We start from the raw sequence: 16009 nt of genomic DNA, 5'->3' as shown, positions 1-16009 counted from the left end.
AAATATTTTTTAAAAGGAGAATTAAAAAAGTTGAGTAATTTAATTAAACAATGTTTTTCAAAAGGAGAGTGATTGGGGTGTATTCTAAAGATGATATGATTTTATGGTCAATGGTTTCTTCAATGGTTATAAATATTGGAAAAATAGAAGTTTTAGCCTTTTCTTCAAACTACCTTTTTAAAATTTTTAAAAAATCTTCTGAAATGGGAATAAATCTATTTACTTCTAGTTACAGTGAAAAAATTGAAATTATAAATATGTTAAAGGATGGCTCTGAAAAAGAGAAGTTAAAAGTTTTTTTTGGTGATTTTCAAATGATAAGAAATTTGAAGTTGCAACTTTTGGAAGAGAAAAAAATTATAGAAAAAAAACAAATTAAGATATCGACGTATTATTGTCCAGATTATCCTAAAAAACTTAGAGAAGTTAAGACACCGCCATATGTTCTCTATTATAAAGGTGTTTTACCCAAGGATAAAGAACTGAAAACTGCTATTTCGATAGTGGGAACAAGGTATCCGGAAGATTTAAGTGTCGTGCAATTTACAGAGGAGATAGTAGAGTATTTAAAAAAAAGTGTTGAGTATAATGTGAGTGGATTAGCAAAAGGATGTGATTTTATAGGGCATCAAATAACTTTAAAAAAAGGATTGAAAAATATTGCCGTTTTAGGACAGGGATTGGGAGGGGAAGTATACCCGTCTGAAAATAAAATGTTAGCGGAAGAGATTATAGAAAAAAAAGGAGCAATTATTTCAGAGATTCCACCAAGCTTAGGGGTTAAGGGTGTGTATTTATTACGAAGAAACAGAATTCAAGTATATTTGGCAGAAGAGGTATTTGTATTGGAAAGTGGGAAAAAAGGCGGGACGATAACAACTATAAAGAATGCATTTGAGGAGCAAAAAAAGGTCTATATCAGAAATTTAAAAAGAAACTATAGTATTTTTAATTTGAAAAATATTAAAAAAGTTACTTTTATAAGTAATTCGTCAGATATGGAGTATATAAAAATATTGACAGGAAAACCACATACTCTTTTTACTTTTGAATATTCCTAGTATATAATAGGAAGAAAAAAGGGGTTATGACATGAAAGAGATATTAGTTTTAGATGGTGCAATGGGTACGTTAATAAGTGAAAAGTTTAAAATAGATGAAAAATGCAGGGAAAAAGTTAATGAACTTTACCCAGAAATAATAGCTCAAATACATAGGGATTACATTGAAGCAGGTGCCGATTTTATAAAAGCAAATACTTTTAACTGTTCGAAAGAAGCCTTGATAAAGTATGGAGAGGACCCAGAAAAAAGTTATTCATATGCATTAAAAGGGGCAAAATTAGCCAAAGAAAGTGCTTTAAAATATAATAAAAAGAGTGTTGGAACTTTTTGTTTAGGAGATGAGAGTCAAATAGATGGAATCTTAGATGGGGATACAGATTTTATTTTAATAGAAACAATTTTTGATTATAATGAAGGTAAAAAAAGTTTGAGATTACTTAAAGAAAGGTTGGCTGAAAAGAAAAGAAAAAAACCAATAATGATATCATTTGCTGTAAATAAAATTGGACAGTTGTATTCTGGAGAGAATGTATTAGATATATTGAATGAATTTATAGTGGAGGATGTTTTTTCAATAGGTATAAATTGTTCTGAGATTTCTGATGAAATAATAATGTTGTTTGAAAAAATGAGAAAAGCAACAACATTAAAAATAAGTTGTCATCCAAATTCAGATGGAAATATAAAAAAATATCTTTTAGAGTTATCTAAATGTTTAAATGAAGGAGTTCTAGATATAGTTGGAGGGTGTTGTGGGACAGATGAGAAGCATATAAAAGCTTTGAAAGTTATGATCGAAAGAGATGGTGTACCTGACGAGATTTGAACTCATGACCTACTCCTTAGGAGGGAGTTGCTCTATCCAGCTGAGCTACAGATACATAACTAAAAAAATATATCATTATATAATATAAAAGTCAACACAAAAATAATAAAAAAAAATAAGATATTTAAATAGGTAAAAAAAGAAACTCTATACTTTTTTGCATTGCTTGACATTGGATTATTAAATAATGTATAATTACAATATGTTTTATAATATAACAATTTTGTAGGGGGTTTTTATGAAAAGAGTTTCGTTTTTATTAGGAGCATTGGCTCTTACTACAGTAGCATCGGCAGCATCAACAAAAATTGGAGTAACAGTATATCGTTATGATGACAACTTTATGTCAACAGTGAGACAGAGAATAGAAGAAGTTGCAAAAAATGACAAAGATGTTGTGGTTTTAATGAACGACTCGCAAAATGACCAATCAAAACAAAATGACCAAATTGATGTATTAATAGCTAAAGGGGTAAATTCACTGGCAATTAATCTAGTTGATCCAGCTGCAGCATCAACAGTTATAGCTAAAGCTAAAGCGGAAGATATTCCAGTTGTATTCTATAATAAAGAACCATCTAAAGAGGATATGGATAGTTATGATAAAGTTTATTATGTAGGAACTGATTCTAAAGAATCGGGAGTGATACAAGGGGAAGTTGTAGCTAAACAATGGAAAGCAAATCCGACATGGGATTTAAATAAAGATGGGGTTATTCAATATGTTTTATTAAAAGGAGAACCAGGGCATCCAGATGCAGAAGCTAGAACAACATATGTAACAAAAACATTAAATGATATGGGGATTAAAACTCAAGAGCTTCATATGGATACAGGAATGTGGGATGCTGCTATGGCAAAAGATAAAATGGAAGCTTGGTTATCGGGTCCTAATGGAGAAAAAATAGAGGTTGTTATAGCAAATAACGATGGAATGGCAATGGGAGCAGTAGAAGCTTTGAAGGCTAATGGAAAACCAAAAACTCCTGTATTCGGTGTGGATGCATTGGCAGAAGTACTGGTAATGGTTGAGAATGGTGAGGTTGCTGGAACAGTTCTAAATGATGGAATGAATCAAGGAAAAGCAGCATATGAAATTGCTAGAAACTTAGGGCAAGGAAAAAAACCAACAGAAGGAACAGCATGGGAGTTAAACGGAAAAATATTGAGAATTCCTTATGTAGGAGTAGATAAAGACAATTTAAAAGATTTTAAAAAGTAACAGGAGAGGGGGAGGTAAAACTTCCCCTTATTTTATAAATAAAAATGGTTTAAGGAGATAGGATGGATAAATATTTACTTGAGATGACAGGGATATCTAAATCGTTTCCAGGAGTAAAGGCTTTAGACAATGTAAATCTTAAAATAAGACCGCATACAGTCCATGCATTGATGGGTGAAAATGGAGCTGGAAAATCAACGTTGATGAAATGTTTATTTGGTATTTACTCCAAAGATGAAGGGAAGATATTTTTAGATGGAAAAGAAATAAATTTTATATCGGCAAAGGATGCATTAGAAAATGGAGTATCTATGGTTCACCAAGAGCTAAACCAAGTGTTACAAAGAACAGTGATGGATAATGTTTGGTTGGGAAGATACCCGTTAAAAGGTATATTTGTAGATCATAAAAAGATGTATGAGGATACAAAGAGAATATTTCAAGAGTTAGATATAAATATAGATCCGAAAGCTAAAGTTTCAACTTTGTCTGTATCTCAAATGCAAATGGTGGAGATAGCAAAAGCGTTTTCATACAACTCAAAAGTGATCGTGATGGACGAACCTACATCTTCTCTTACAGAAAAAGAGGTTGCACATCTTTTTAAGATTATCAAAAAACTTACAGATAGAGGTTGTGGCGTAGTCTATATATCTCATAAAATGGAAGAGATAAAAGGAATATGTGATGATATAACAATTTTAAGAGATGGGCAATGGGTTACTACAACAAATTTGAACGGAATAACAACAGATCAAATAATAGGAATGATGGTTGGAAGAGAGTTGACTCAAAGATTTCCACCAAAATCAAATAAACCTCAAGAGGTTATAATGGAAATTGAAAGATTGACAGCTAAAAACCAACCTTCTATTCAAGAGGTGACTTTTGATCTGAAAAAAGGGGAAATTTTAGGTGTAGCGGGACTTGTGGGATCAAAGAGAACAGATATAGTAGAAACAATATTTGGAATCAGAGAAAAAGAAAGTGGAGATATAAAACTGAACGGAAAAAAAATTAAAAATAACTCGAGTTTAGATGCAATTAAAAATGGATTTGCTCTAGTGACGGAAGAGAGAAGAGCGACAGGTATTTTTCCTCAGTTAAATATAGAGTTTAATTCTTTAATTTCAAATATGACGAGCTATGAGGGTAAGAACAAATTGTTGAACTCATCTAAAATGTATGGTGATACTAAATGGGTTATAGATTCTATGAGAGTTAAAACACCTACTCAAAAGACACCTATTGGGAATCTGTCTGGTGGAAATCAGCAAAAGGTAATAATAGGGAGATGGTTGCTTACAAGCCCAGATATTTTAATGTTGGATGAGCCAACAAGGGGAATTGATGTGGGAGCTAAATATGAAATATATCAGCTTATGCTAGATTTAGCTAACAAAGGAAAGGGGATAATTATGATCTCGTCTGAGATGCCTGAACTTTTAGGAGTGACAGATAGAATTTTAGTTATGAGTAATGGAAGAGTAGCGGGGATAGTAGACACTAAAGAAACAAGTCAAGAAGAGATATTAAAACTGGCATCATTATATTTATAATAGTTACAGGAGGAAAAAATGCAACTAAATAATGAAAATACAATAAACCCAGAGGAAGAAAAGAGAGATATGTTTGGTTTTCTAAAGGGAAAGGACACAAAAAAATTATTATTAGATGGGGGGCTATATTTAGTTTTACTGATACTTATAGCTGGAATAATAATTAAAGAACCTTCGTTTTTAAGCTTTAGAAATATGAGAAATATATTAACACAATCATCAGTAAGAACGATACTAGCTCTTGGAGTGGCTGGAATAATAGTGACACAGGGTACAGATCTATCGGTTGGAAGGCAGGTTGGGCTATCGGCTGTTATATCTGCTACGCTTCTTCAAGCTATGACAAACGTGAATAAAGTATTTCCTAATTTGGATACACTTCCAATTCCAGTTGTAATTATAATAGTTTGTGCTATAGGTGCTTTTGTGGGATTTTTAAATGGATTTGTGGTAGCATATCTAAATGTGACACCATTTGTTGCTACATTGGGATCGATGATAATAATATATGGTGCAAATTCACTGTATTATGACTATGTGGGCGCTTCTCCAATAGCAGGATTTTCAAAAAGTTTTACAAACTTTGCGCAAGGATATTTTACAGTAGCTGGATTTAGATTTAACTTTTTAATTATTTATGCGCTATTAGCACTATTTTTCATATGGGTACTATGGAATAAAACAACTTTTGGTAAAAATCTTTTTGCTGTTGGAGGAAATCCAGAAGCAGCAAAAGTATCAGGGGTAAACGTAAAGAAAACATTAGTTTTAGTTTATACATTATCTGGGATATTTTATGCTTTTGGTGGGATGTTGGAAGCTGGAAGGGTAGGAAGTGCCACAAATAACCTAGGGAATATGTATGAGATGGATGCCATAGCAGCTTGTGTTGTTGGTGGAGTTTCATTTTCAGGGGGAGTGGGAACTGTTCCAGGAGTTCTAATAGGGGTTATTATATTTACCGTAATAAACTATGGGCTTACTTTTATAGGTGTAAATCCTTATTGGCAGTATATAATAAAGGGTGTAATTATAGTTATGGCAGTAGCATTAGATACTCTTAAATATGTAAAAAAGAAATAAGTAATAAAAAAAGTTCTATCACTAGAACTTTTTTTATTATTCAATATATCTGATAGTTTCTTTTAATTCTAAACTTTTTTTGATATCAATAACTCTTTGATTTTTACTTCCTCGCCACTTTAAATTTAAATCTTTTTCCTCTATTTTAAATTTGCCATCCACTAGGATATCGCATAATTTAACGAGAGAAAGTAGATGAGAATTTTGAATGATAGCTTCCCATGTAAAGCCTGACCAAATCCAAATATCTTTTTCTGGAAAGGCCAGTTTAAATTTTTTAAGGAATGAGACAAGAGGAGTTATATTGTCGATGTATGTAGGATCTCCTCCTAAAAGGGAAAGTCCTTTTATACTTTTATCATATTTTTTAAAGTAAGCTAAAATCTCATCTTCAATATCTTTTGTAAATGGTGATCCAAAACCAGGATTCCATGTATCAGAATTAAAACAATCTTTGCAGTAATGAGAGCATCCGCTCACAAAAATACTTACTCTAATCCCTTCTCCATTGATCATATCTGTATATTTAATACCAGAATAATTCATATTCAATCTCCCATCATTATTACATATGTTTAACTCTGTTTATAACTTCTTTTTGTTTCCCTTTATTAAATGGTCTAGCATCAGGCTGTGCTAAGTATCCACATACTCTTCTTATAACATTCATTTTAGTTGAGTCATGATTTCCACATTGAGGACATTCAAATCCTTTTTCGGTAGCTAAAAATTCTCCGTTGAAATCACAAACATGGCACTTATCAACCGGTTGGTTAATTCCCATATAATGGATACCGATAGATTTAGCATACTTTAGTACCTCGTAAACAGCTTCCAAATTATTTTTTAGGGAATCTGTTTCAATATAACTTATATGTCCACCAGAAGCTAAAGTATGTCCAGGAGCTTCAAGTCTTAACTTTTCAAAAGGGCTTATTTTAATTTTAGAAGATACATGGAATGAATTATCATAATATTCTTTATCAGTTATCCCTTCTATTATACCAAACTCTTTTGAATCGATTTGAGCAAATCTATCGCAAAGAGATTCAGAAGGTGTAGAATAAAGAGCAAACCCTAAATTAGTTTCATCTTTGAATTGTTTAACTTTTTTAGAAATATAGTCTAAAATTTTAAAAGTTTTTTCATAAGATTCTTCGTCTAAAGCAAAGTTTTTTCCATATAGTAGCTCAGATACTTCACTTAAACCAATATACCCAATAGAGATTGTAGCGTATCCGCCCCAAACTAAATCTTTGATGGTGTCTTTGGGTTCTTTTTCTGCTAAAGCACCAGCCATCCAAAGGATAGGAGCTATTTCAGCAGGAGTATTTTCTAAATATTTTGCTCTGAAAATACTATTTTCTTTACAAATATTTAAAATTTCATCGAGTTCTTTGTAGAATCCAACTTCATCACCTCTATTTTTAATGGCAATTCTAGGAAGATTTATAGAGGTAGCCCCCAGATTGAATCTACCTGAATATTTTTCAATACCATCTTTGTCAAACCACGGAGAAAGAAAAGCTCTGCATCCCATAGGATAAACAACAGTGCCTTTTTTTATCTGTTCTGGAGTAACGAATAAAATATCAGGATAAACTGATTTTGTCATACATTCAAAAGCAATTTGTGAGATATCCCAGTTTATATCTTCTGGATTAAAATTTAAGCCTTCAGAAACAGCATAAACAATTTTAGGGAAAATTGCAGTTTCTTTTTTAGCTCCAAATCCTTCCATTCTAGTTTTGAATATAAACTTTTGCACAAGTCTTCCTTCCCAAGAAGTCTCAGTACCTATTCCTACAGTTGTAAATGGCGTTTGACCATTGACAGTTGATAAACTGTTGATTTCATACTCCAAACCTTGCATTGCCTGTTTTACAGAGTCTTCAGTCATATCTGTAGCGTATTCAAAAGCTCCAGGATAAGAAACTTTTAATTTTTCATTAGAGTGGTCTATTTCATTGCTAGAAACAATAGAAGCGATATCCTCAGCAGAGAATCTATCCACGTATTTTAAACCTCTACTGAAATGCTTTTTAAAACTTTTAACAATATAAGGAACTAAAGCTCTATCCAAATATGGAATTGAACATCCACCGTAAGTATTAGATGAAACAGAGGCTATTATTTGAACGATGTGTCCAACAGCAACATCCACAGAGTTAGGCTCTAGCATTTTTGCATTACCTATATTGCATCCGCCACTTAACATTTGCTCTATATTTACAAGTTCACAGTTAGTTTCTCTAAAAAGTAGGTAGTCTAAATCGTGGATATGAATTCTTCCGCTTTCGTGTGCCTCTTTAAGATGCTTAGGGAGCATTCTATTTATATAGTAATCTTTAGATGAAATTCCTGCTAACAAATCTCTTTGAACAGAGATAGTTTTTCCATCTTTGTTGGCATTTTCATTAAGTATATCTTGGTTGGATGCATCTATAAGCTCGCCTATTTTCTTGTAAATAACATCTTCTTTTTTTCGTAGTTCAGTTTTTATAGTACGATATTCTTGATAAGAAAGGGCGATATCTTTTTCAGAAGATGCCATTAGTTTTTTTACAACTAAATCTTGAATCTCTTCTACAGTCATCTTAGGAACATCTAAATTTTCAATTTGTATCGCTATTTTTTCAACTAATTCCGCATTAACTGGTTTTTCTTTTTGAGTAAAAGACATTGTAATTGCTCTAACAATTCTACTTCTATCAAAGTTTACAGTTGAGCCGTCTCTTTTAATAACTTCTTTCAAAAAACTCACCTCATAATTTTATTTTATATATTTTAATATTATACACACTTTCATAAAATTCTACAAACTTATAAAAAAGTAAAAATGACAAAAAAAATGGTTAAAAAAAAATATTTGACAGAAAAATATAGATTTAATAACGAAAACTAAGCTGAAAAAATAATCAAATTTTAAAAAAAAGATCAAAAAAAAGTCAGATAAAAAAATTAGAAACACAATATGTATTGTTTGTTTTAAAAATTTAACACAACATATTGTGTTGAAGTAAAAAAAGACATGAAAAAATAAAAAAATAAATAAAAAATATTAAAAAAATGTGATATAGTTATTTTCAAATACTTATAAATAAGGAGGGGTTTGTTTGTTTGGAAAAAATATTTATATTTCTAGAAGAGAAAAAATGAAAAAAATGGTAAAAAATGGTTTGATAATAATTATGGGGAATATGGAATCTCCGATGTCGTATAAAGATAATGCATATAACTTTATACAGGACTCAACATTTTTATATTACTTTGGTATAGACTCTCCAGATTTAATTGGTGTAATTGATGCGGATACAGGGGAGGAGTATATCTTTGGAAAAGAGTTTACTTTAGATGATATTGTTTGGATGGGGCAGCAAAAAACATTTAAAGAAAGGTCTGAAGAAGTTGGTATTGAAAGATTTAAAGAAAAAGATGAACTTTTAGAATTGATAGAAAAGACAAAAAAATTAAATAAAAAAATTCATTATACAAACCAATATCGTGTAGAAAATACTATTTTTCTCTCAGAATTACTGGGGGTAGATTATAAGAAAATAGATCTTGAATTTTCGGAATTACTAGTTAAGACAATAATAAAGATGAGAAGTATAAAAAGTGATGAAGAAATAAAAGAGCTAGAGAAGGCTACAGACGTGACAAGAGAGATGCACATAGAGGCTATGAAAAATATTGAGCCTGGAATGAAAGAGTATGAGTTAGTAGCAATTTTAGAGTCTGTAGCAAAGAGATATAATGCGACAACATCTTTTCATACTATATGCACAAAAAATGGGCAAATTTTACATAATCATTGTTATGAAAATGAGTTTAAATCTGGGGATATGGTTCTTCTAGATTGTGGAGCGAGATTAAAGAACGGTTACTGCGGAGATATGACTACAGTTTTTCCAGTATCTGGAAAATTTACAGATGAGCAGAAAGAGATTTATAGATTGTTAGTAGCGATGTTTGAGAAAGCGGAAGAGTGTACAAAGCCAGGAGTAACTAATAGAGATGTACATTTGGAAGTGTGTAAAGTTTTAGCTAATGGAATGGTAAAAAAGGGGATTTTAAAAGGTAGTGTTGAAAAAATTGTTGAAGCTGGAGCTCATGCACTGTTTTTTCCTCATGGATTAGGGCATATGATAGGGTTAGATGTTCATGATATGGAAAATTTTGGGGAGAATAGAGTTGGTTATGATGAAGAAACTCGAAGGAGTACTCAGTTTGGATTAAAATCTTTAAGAATGGGAAAGAAATTAGAGGTAGGACAAGTCCTGACGATAGAACCAGGAATTTATTTTATTCCTGAACTTATAGAAAAATGGAAAAATCTAGAACTTCACAAAGAGTTTATAAATTATGAGGAAGTTGAAAAATATAAACATTTTGGTGGAATGAGATACGAGGGAGATTTTTTAATTACAGAAAATGGATCGAGAAGATTAGGAAATAAAATGCCAAAATATGTGGATGAAATAGAGAGTATAATGAAATAAGAAAGGCTTGTTACAATGAGTGAACAGTACTTATTGTAACAAGCTTTTTTTTAATATTTGACGATTTCAAAAGAAATATGATCTTTATATTTTTTTATAAAGCCGGTTTTCCCGTAGAATAAGGTGTTATCAATTAAATAACTTTTTTTCTGATTGTTGATGTCAACCATTGAATTAAAAACAATGATTCGATTTTCAGAATTTAAAGTAATTTCAATTGCTTGAGCTTCGTAGGATGGAACAAAAGTTCGATCACCTCTCAAAATACTAATATCTTTGACAGTAATTTTTTCAGAAGATATAACAGTGAATAAAGTTTTATTTCGGCTTCTTTTTATAGAGGTAGTCAATTGAGAATTGGAGATTTTTTTATTATATTCAGTAGAAAAAATACTATTTTTTAAAGATAGATCTAGATCGTTATCAGTCCAATACATAAAAAGATCACTATTCAGTCCTTTTATGAAGACACTTTGTTTGTTAATTATAGGTTTTTTGTCGGGATAAAAATTAAAAATTTGAGAATATTCATGATCACCTTCAGTTAAAAACTCATCGATAATAACCCATAAACTGTCTTTAAAATATAAAATTTTTCTGTTAGTAATAACAGGGTCGTCTAAAGAAATATACCCCAGGTGTCCACCTTCAACAAAGTCAAAATCCTCCTTGAAAGAGTGATAAGAGTTTAAAGTTAAGGGGGATTTAACAATGCCCCAAGCCCCCTTAAATTCACTAAAGGGTAAATTATCAACAATGGTAGTATTGTGTGCAAAGCAACTTTTTAAGAACTCTCTATCCCTATTATTTTCCATATAAGTTAATCTACCGGAGTCGCTTATAAAGTTTTCCCCTTTACAAACTAGATCAAAATGTAAGTGTTCACCATGTCCGTGTCCACTGCCAAGGGATCCACATCTAAACCAAAGGTAACTACTATCTTCTTTATAGGAATCTCTTAAATAGAAATTCCCACTTTCTTTGAGAGCTATTGAAGTGAAATTGGGTTCTTTAATAGGAATAGCTTCATATTTTGATATATTTGTAGGTCCAATATCCCAAATAGATTCAAAGTCCACATAATCATAAGCGAAGTATTTTAAATTTTCATCTTTTAAAATATAGGCTGCTCTAGTAAGAATATCTCTTAAATCTGTTTCATCGCTGTCACCTTGCATAGGTTGGTAATGGTTAGGTTTTTTCATGAATGCATTGGTATAAGCTAATTTTTTTATACTGGATAAAATAAAAACAGGAGTACTTAAATTTAAGTTTTTAAAATCAAAAGATATTTCTAGGAGAGAATTCAGAACTTCGTTTTGATACATAGGCGACTGCTCCCAGTGAATCCCATCAGGTAGGATTTGAATTTTACATTGATACTCTAGTCGTTCTAGAGCAATATTTAAATATTTTGTTAAAATAGGATATTGATTCTGATAGTTTAAAGCCAAAGATATAAGACCACAATTTTGCATGATTCCCCAATTACTAAGAGTTCTGAAATCATCATAGATTTCAAGTAAAACCTTACTTTGGTAGATGAGAGATTCTATCATTTTTGTTTCGATATAATTTATGTCACAGGAACAATTCCTAAATATTTTAATAGCTTTTATCCAATTTAAACATCTGATTCCTACTTCAATAGTTCTAGAACAGTTTGAATATTTTTCTTCGAAAATATCAACGGTATCAATCCATGAGTCCACCTGAGAAATAAATGTATCAAAATATTTTTTTTTAGAGGTCAAAGTGTAAGCCTTAGCTAAATAGATCCAAAATTTATGACGATTTAGCATAAAAGTCCATTCAGGATCTTTAAAAGGGGTTTTATTCCAAATAATTTTTTTAGGAAAAGTATATGGAGTTTTACAAACTTCCATATCCCATTTGTGATTAAAAATAAATGTATTTTTACAAAGCAAATCGCAGGTATCGATTATTTTTTTACTGTCATCTTGAAATAGTTTGTTCTTCACAATTCCTCCTCGCTAGCTAAGAATTTTTTATTATTTTATCCAATTTATTTTTATGATACATTTGGTTGTAAAAAAAGTAAATATTCTATTTTCAATACAGAAAACAGAATATTAACAACAGGAAAAATGCATATAGTTAGAAAAATAACCATTGAAAATAAATAATATGAAAGGGTATATTTTAAATAAGAATTTTTTTTGGGAGGTCTAAAATATGTATAGAAGAAAATCTATGTTAGTTTTATCTTTAGCTTTATTAGGAGTGAAAAGTTTTTCTAATGAGGTTGATGAAAAAAACAAAAATCATAAAATATCAGAAAAACCAGTAACACTATCAATTTTAGCAATTCAAAATGGAAAAGTTTTTGATGAGAATTGGTTGATATTTAAAGAAGCTTTTAAAGATACAAATGTTAAGCTAGAAAGTGCAACATCTAAAAATTTAACGGATGAAGTACAAGCTTTTAATTTGACTGTATCGTCTGGTAATTTACCAGATATAATATCCTATGCCTACCCAGATAAAATTGAAAATTTAGGAATGGCAGGAGGAATGGTATCTTTAAATGATCTGATAGATAAACATGCTCCAAATATAAAAGAATTTTTTGAAAAATATCCCAGATACAAGATGGATGCTGTAGCAGCAGATGGGAAAATATATTATATTCCATGCTATTATGATTGGTACGCTATGAAGGCCTCACAAGGTTTGTTTATACGAAAAGATTGGTTAGATAAATTAGGATTGCAAGTACCAGAAAATATGGATGATTTTTATAAGGTTTTAAAAGCGTTTAGAGAACAGGACCCGAATGGAAATGGGAAAGCAGATGAAATTCCATATTTTGATAGAACTGTTGAATTTGCTACAAAGGAGTTGGTAGGACTATTTGGTGCCGAATATGGATTTTATATAGAGAATGGGATAGTAAAATATGGACCAACAGAAGAAAGATTTAAAGAAGCTATGCCCGAAGTAATAAAATGGTATAAAGAGGGATTGGTAGACCCAGAGATTTACACAAGAGGATTCAGTGGAAGAGACTATATGTTACGGAATGATGTTGGGGGAGTAACATTTGATTGGTTTGCAAGTACAGCAGGATACAATAATGATGAAGAACTAAAAAAACAGAATGAAAAATTTGAATTTGTAGCTATTGCCCCACCAAAATATAAAGGAAAGAGTTATGCACCAGACGCAAGAACAACATCTTTAGGAGGGTGGGGAATTTCAGCAAGTGCTAAAGATCCTGTAGTAATAATAAAATATATGGACTATTGGTTTTCAGACAAAGGATATGAACTTTATAACTGGGGAGTAGAGGGAGATACTTTCGCAAAGAATGAAAATGGGGAAAAATATTATACAGATAAAGTGATGAAGGCTCCAGGAAAAAATGCACTACAAGTTTTAAGAGATAATGGATTACAATTTAAAATGGGAGCACGTCAGGACTACGAGTATGAAAAAGCTTGGGGAGATTCAAAAGCTACCGAATGGTCTGAGATGTATATGAAAAATGGGTATATAATGGATCAAGTTCCACTTTTTAAATACACTCCAGAAGAAGCAAAGAAAGTTCAAAAGATAAATTCGCAAATAACGATGACTTTAGATGAGATGAGTCAAAAATGGGTTTTAGGAGCAGAAGACTTTGATAAATCATATGAAAAGTTTATAGAAAGAATAAATAAATTGGGACTAAAAGAACTTATAGAGATAAATCAAAAAGCATTCGATAGAGTTCAGTCTTAGTTAAAAATTAAAAGCTGATTTGAGATAGTAGAAATTTACTCTATTTTCTCAGATCAGCTTTTGGCTTAAAACATTATTGCGTAGTGAAGGCCAAATGATTTATTATTTTTATTAGAAGTGAATTGATCAACTTGAGAGAAATGATTATTAATTTGGTAAGTATAACTTACAGAAAAATTATCATTTATAAAAAATCTGACTTGATTTTGCCATTGTAAAGAGTCATGCGTCTCATTATTTGAGTTTGTTTTAGCTCCAAAATCGTAGTCTAACCATCCGCTAAAACCTAATTTCATGCCATTTTCAAACTTATGAAAAGTTCCACCATAAGCGACATTAAAAAGATATCCGTCCCATTCATTTTCATTTCTATCATAATTTCTATCAACATATCTTGCATATAAATTTGTTTTAAAATAATCAAATTTTAAATATTTTAATTGAGGAATTGTGATGTAATTTCCAAGACCTACATAATGTTTTTTAATACCTTTATTTTTTCCCCATTCAAAACCTCTCACATTGTCATAATCAAATTGATATGCAATAAACCACTCGTTAACAGGACCGATAGATAAATCGTGACCAGTAAGACCATCGATAGAAAGTCTAGGAGTAATTTCTGCATAGGTATAGTTATCGTCAACACCGTTTTTATCACTTAAGTTAGAATTTTTAAAGACATTTGAACGATCAACAAACCAATAGAGATCTAACAAATTATATCTAGTAGTTCCTTGAATTTCAAAAACAAAATCTTTTTCAGAATCTCCAAATCCATTAGGTAATGCATTTCCTTTAATAAGACTTCCTTCTAAAATAGTAAAATTCCAAGGTTCATATTTAGCAAAAGTTAAAGTTGGTAATAGCAATGAACCAATAAGTAAAGAATTTTTTAACACTGTTCCTCCCTAAATAATAAAGTTGTTTATAAAATTATTAACCTCTGTCAATAAGAGATTAATTTGTTCTTCAGTGAGAATACACACACGAAAAAATTTGTTATTTAACCCGTCAAAGGACTCCGCTTTTCTAATGATGAGACCTTTTTTAGAAAGGTAGGAATATAGGTCATTCGTATTATATCTATCACTTGAAATTTCACATAAGATAAAATTGCTTTTGCTTTCATAAACTTTTAAAGTTGGTATATTTTTTAACCCATTAAAAAGAAGATTGAAATTTTTATTAAATTCTTTATAGCACATATTTATAAAATCAAAATCTTTAAACATAGCTTCACCCATAATTGCAGCAAAAATATTAATGTTCCAAAGATTAGGAAGGTTAGATATTTTTTCTAAAAGGTCACCTTTTGAAACAATAGCATACCCCAATCTAATTCCAGGAGTTGAAAAAAACTTAGATGTACCCCTTATAACAACTATATTACTATTGTCTTGAACAAGAGAGGTAGCTGAGGTATTTTTGAAATCTGTAAACTCAATATATGTTTCATCAATCATAATTGGTTTTTTAAAATTTAAAATTATTTTTTTCAACTCTTCTATAGAGATCAATTGTCCAGTTGGGTTATTAGGATTGCATATGACAATCATATCAAAATTTTCTTTTTTGATAAGAGTGATAACTTCATCAATATTGATTTTAAAATTATTTTCTTTTTTATAAAAAAATTTAACTATTTTCGAATCAATTTTATTTAATTCTTTTTCGTATTCAGAGTAAGCAGGAGATAAAAGAAGAGTACTTTTAGGTTTGACTGTTTTTATAGAAGAGGAGATGAGTTCAGTGGCCCCACTTCCTAGAATAATATTATCAACATCACAGTTACAATAGCTAGAGATACTTTTTTTTAGGTCTGTATAATCTGGATCTGGATATATACTGGCTTTATTTAGGTTGTTTTTTAATTCTTCCAGTCCCTTTGGGCTCAATCCAAAAGGATTTATATTAGAGCTAAAATCTATAATATTTTCTTCGGTAATACCTAGTGTTTCAGATAATTGATGTAGATTTGCTCCATGATTATTTTTCATAAAACTCCC

Annotated in this window: 12 protein-coding genes and 1 tRNA gene; 7 read left to right on the top strand and 6 right to left on the bottom strand. The window is 30.6% G+C overall.

The window, feature by feature from the left end:
- Window positions 1-77: 77 nt before the first annotated feature.
- Both Q0V67_RS05970 and Q0V67_RS05965 read left to right on the top strand, forming a co-directional pair.
- Window positions 78-1061: a DNA-processing protein DprA gene (locus tag Q0V67_RS05970; RefSeq protein WP_297597973.1), complete on the top strand. Its 984-nt coding sequence runs from the start codon at window positions 78-80 to the stop codon at window positions 1059-1061.
- Between the two features lie 31 nt (window positions 1062-1092).
- A complete protein-coding gene (locus tag Q0V67_RS05965; RefSeq protein ID WP_297597971.1) occupies window positions 1093-1890 on the top strand; it encodes a homocysteine S-methyltransferase family protein in 798 nt (265 codons plus the stop codon).
- Here the strand turns inward: Q0V67_RS05965 and Q0V67_RS05960 are convergent.
- Window positions 1869-1945 (bottom strand) — tRNA-Arg (locus tag Q0V67_RS05960). The two genes, Q0V67_RS05965 and Q0V67_RS05960, sit on opposite strands and share 22 nt — an antisense overlap.
- A 183-nt stretch (window positions 1946-2128) precedes the next feature.
- Here Q0V67_RS05960 and mglB point away from each other — a divergent pair.
- The 3 genes from mglB to mglC all read left to right on the top strand — a co-directional run bounded on the left by mglB (window position 2129) and on the right by mglC (window position 5754).
- Window positions 2129-3112, top strand: coding sequence for a galactose/glucose ABC transporter substrate-binding protein MglB (mglB, locus tag Q0V67_RS05955; protein WP_297597969.1), 984 nt, complete (start codon window positions 2129-2131; stop codon window positions 3110-3112).
- A 62-nt stretch (window positions 3113-3174) separates the two neighbouring features.
- Complete coding sequence (mglA, locus tag Q0V67_RS05950; RefSeq protein WP_297597967.1) at window positions 3175-4671, top strand: galactose/methyl galactoside ABC transporter ATP-binding protein MglA; 1497 nt, start codon at window positions 3175-3177, stop codon at window positions 4669-4671.
- A gap of 69 nt (window positions 4672-4740) precedes the next feature.
- Entirely contained in the window at window positions 4741-5754 is a 1014-nt protein-coding gene (gene mglC / locus Q0V67_RS05945; RefSeq protein WP_297598012.1) for a galactose/methyl galactoside ABC transporter permease MglC, read from the top strand.
- A gap of 36 nt (window positions 5755-5790) precedes the next feature.
- On the opposite strand, the gene nrdG is transcribed toward mglC, so the two are convergent.
- Together nrdG and nrdD are read right to left on the bottom strand one after the other, a co-directional pair.
- Window positions 5791-6300, bottom strand: coding sequence for an anaerobic ribonucleoside-triphosphate reductase activating protein (nrdG, locus tag Q0V67_RS05940; protein WP_297597966.1), 510 nt, complete (start codon window positions 6298-6300; stop codon window positions 5791-5793).
- 19 nt (window positions 6301-6319) lie between these two features.
- Window positions 6320-8509, bottom strand: coding sequence for an anaerobic ribonucleoside-triphosphate reductase (gene nrdD / locus Q0V67_RS05935; protein ID WP_297597964.1), 2190 nt, complete (start codon window positions 8507-8509; stop codon window positions 6320-6322).
- A gap of 361 nt (window positions 8510-8870) precedes the next feature.
- Between nrdD and Q0V67_RS05930 the strand changes: the two genes are divergently transcribed.
- Window positions 8871-10256: an aminopeptidase P family protein gene (locus tag Q0V67_RS05930; protein WP_297597962.1), complete on the top strand. Its 1386-nt coding sequence runs from the start codon at window positions 8871-8873 to the stop codon at window positions 10254-10256.
- A 50-nt stretch (window positions 10257-10306) separates the two neighbouring features.
- Here Q0V67_RS05930 and Q0V67_RS05925 read toward each other — a convergent pair whose 3' ends face one another.
- Entirely contained in the window at window positions 10307-12238 is a 1932-nt protein-coding gene (locus tag Q0V67_RS05925; RefSeq protein ID WP_297597959.1) for a heparinase II/III family protein, read from the bottom strand.
- A gap of 214 nt (window positions 12239-12452) precedes the next feature.
- Here Q0V67_RS05925 and Q0V67_RS05920 point away from each other — a divergent pair, with 214 nt between their 5' ends.
- Window positions 12453-14000, top strand: coding sequence for an extracellular solute-binding protein (locus tag Q0V67_RS05920; RefSeq protein WP_297597957.1), 1548 nt, complete (start codon window positions 12453-12455; stop codon window positions 13998-14000).
- Window positions 14001-14065: 65 nt separating this feature from the next.
- On the opposite strand, the gene Q0V67_RS05915 is transcribed toward Q0V67_RS05920, so the two are convergent.
- Window positions 14066-14902: an outer membrane protein OmpK gene (locus Q0V67_RS05915; RefSeq protein WP_297597955.1), complete on the bottom strand. Its 837-nt coding sequence runs from the start codon at window positions 14900-14902 to the stop codon at window positions 14066-14068.
- Between the two features lie 9 nt (window positions 14903-14911).
- Window positions 14912-16000, bottom strand: a complete 1089-nt coding sequence (locus Q0V67_RS05910; protein ID WP_297597953.1) for a histidinol-phosphate transaminase — start codon at window positions 15998-16000, stop codon at window positions 14912-14914.
- Between the last annotated feature and the right edge of the window lie 9 nt (window positions 16001-16009).

It is taken from the genome of uncultured Cetobacterium sp., from assembly GCF_947072685.1.
Lineage (GTDB): Bacteria > Fusobacteriota > Fusobacteriia > Fusobacteriales > Fusobacteriaceae > Cetobacterium_A.
Note: the sequence above shows the minus strand (reverse complement) of the source record. Positions and strands in the feature narration are given on the sequence as shown.

Excerpts from the sequence above, each read along its gene's own strand:
- nrdG (WP_297597966.1), bottom strand. The coding sequence starts at position 6,300 with ATGAATTATTCTGGTATTAAATATACAGATATGATCAATGGAGAAGGG.
- mglC (WP_297598012.1), top strand. The coding sequence starts at position 4,741 with ATGTTTGGTTTTCTAAAGGGAAAGGACACAAAAAAATTATTATTAGAT.
- Q0V67_RS05920 (WP_297597957.1), top strand. The coding sequence starts at position 12,453 with ATGTATAGAAGAAAATCTATGTTAGTTTTATCTTTAGCTTTATTAGGA.
- mglB (WP_297597969.1), top strand. The coding sequence starts at position 2,129 with ATGAAAAGAGTTTCGTTTTTATTAGGAGCATTGGCTCTTACTACAGTA.
- Q0V67_RS05965 (WP_297597971.1), top strand. The coding sequence starts at position 1,093 with ATGAAAGAGATATTAGTTTTAGATGGTGCAATGGGTACGTTAATAAGT.
- mglA (WP_297597967.1), top strand. The coding sequence starts at position 3,175 with ATGGATAAATATTTACTTGAGATGACAGGGATATCTAAATCGTTTCCA.
- Q0V67_RS05910 (WP_297597953.1), bottom strand. The coding sequence starts at position 16,000 with ATGAAAAATAATCATGGAGCAAATCTACATCAATTATCTGAAACACTA.